Source organism: Vibrio sp. MM46 (genome assembly GCF_027587135.1).
In the GTDB taxonomy this organism is placed as follows: Bacteria; Pseudomonadota; Gammaproteobacteria; order Enterobacterales; family Vibrionaceae; genus Vibrio; species Vibrio harveyi.
In genome coordinates this window covers 1-1,447 of record NZ_JAPPTO010000072.1, presented here as the reverse complement: position 1 = coordinate 1,447, position 1,447 = coordinate 1, and the positions used below count along the sequence as shown (strand labels likewise).

The window sequence follows — 1,447 nt, the reverse complement described above, 5'->3', positions numbered from 1 at the left end:
CAATGGTATCCGCGGCACCACCATTTTGAAAAACGGTAAAATCGTTCAAATGGCCGGTATTGCGGCCATTTTGCAAGGTGTGGGGGATGCAGGTAAAGCACTGGCTCAAACCACCACTCCTACGGCTCTGGGACCAAGCTCCAGTGTAGACCCCGATAAAATCGGGTTAAGCCTACTTGGCGGCGCAACAGAAGGCGTAGGTAGCAAACTGGCTGACTACTACATCAAGCTGGCTGAGCTTTACCACCCGATTGTAGAAGTGAATCCCGGCGCCGTAGTGAACATTGTCTTTTTAGAAGGCTTTCCGCTCGATCCGCTTCTTGCCGAGGAGTACGAGACACGTATTAACGAGCAGCGAGAACAAGTCTCCAGCACCAATCAGATACTCGATGTCATCACCAATGCGCCAACCCTGCCCCAAGTCAACCAAACTACCCCAATCAACCCATTAGCGCAAAAACTCACCCAACAAGGGTTAAACAGCGTGGGCTTTGGGCGTGAGGAATAATCAAAATGAAACGACAATTTTTGTTTTCTCTTTCGTTACTTTTCGCTCTAACTGGCTGCAGCGCTGGTTTTGACAGTGAATACAGCTGCGACAAAGTTGGCGGCGTTTCTGGCTGTGTCACCATGAACGAGGTACGAGACAACTTGTACGGTTACACCGGTGATAATGCCACGATAAGCAGCCATACAAGAACCACACCACCGAGCGCGTTCACCCTACTGCCAAGGCGAAACCGAGATGGAGAGCCACAGCGAAGCCAAGAAGAGGTCAAAAAGCTCACCATCTTCCCTTTTATCGATAAAGATAACCATTATATCGACACCATGGATGTCTACTTCGTCTTAGATGAAAGTCACTGGTCAGGACGACCAGCACGTGCTATTTGGAAGGATTAATTAGGAGAATTTCCATGTCATTAAATATTCGAATTCTTATCGTCCTTTGTTTAACCCTTTTGGTGATGTTATTTGTTGCCATCGCAGCTCAGGTAGCGCAATACCTCACCAGTACGCAAGCCGCGCGGGAGCACGCCTTAGTCGTCTACCTTGAACACGCCGCACTATCTGACCAAGCGCGCATTCAAACCCAACAGGCAATAGAGCTCTGTGAGCTTGGACTACCAATCAACGCAGAAGTAAAAACAACCCAAATACCAACGGACGTACCAGTGGGGCTCTACGAGTGCCTCAATAAACGAGGCTTTCAGGATGTCTCTGCCGTCATAAAGCGCTCAGATGAGGCAATGTTTCAGGTCGCCTGGCCACTGTCTCTGTTTTGGTAACTGAAAAAGGACCCCTTATGTTTGCCACCTCAACTAGCGGTCTATCTGCCTTATTCCAAGAGGCAAAACGCGCCCAAAACCACCTTCACCATGAACTGCCGTATCGAGACTACGACCCTATAGAGCACGTCTTTGAAAACACCCACTCGCGCGGATTC

At 49.3% G+C, this 1,447-nt stretch carries 3 protein-coding genes; all 3 read left to right on the top strand.

Annotated features, from left to right (window positions below):
* Nucleotides 1–508 (top strand): TrbI/VirB10 family protein (locus tag OH459_RS27900; protein WP_333482897.1); only part of this gene is annotated, 508 nt, incomplete at its 5' end.
* Between the two features lie 5 nt (nt 509–513).
* Nucleotides 514–903, top strand: a complete 390-nt coding sequence (gene traV / locus OH459_RS27895) for a type IV conjugative transfer system lipoprotein TraV (RefSeq protein WP_050907275.1) — start codon at nt 514–516, stop codon at nt 901–903.
* A 14-nt stretch (nt 904–917) separates the two neighbouring features.
* Nucleotides 918–1,289 (top strand): hypothetical protein, encoded by a 372-nt coding sequence (locus OH459_RS27890; RefSeq protein WP_050907276.1) that lies wholly within the window; start codon nt 918–920, stop codon nt 1,287–1,289.
* Nucleotides 1,290–1,447 lie beyond the last annotated feature (158 nt).

Bases quoted from the DNA above. Each gene is read 5' to 3' on its own strand.
- traV (WP_050907275.1), top strand. From the start codon at position 514: ATGAAACGACAATTTTTGTTTTCTCTTTCGTTACTTTTCGCTCTAACT.
- OH459_RS27890 (WP_050907276.1), top strand. From the start codon at position 918: ATGTCATTAAATATTCGAATTCTTATCGTCCTTTGTTTAACCCTTTTG.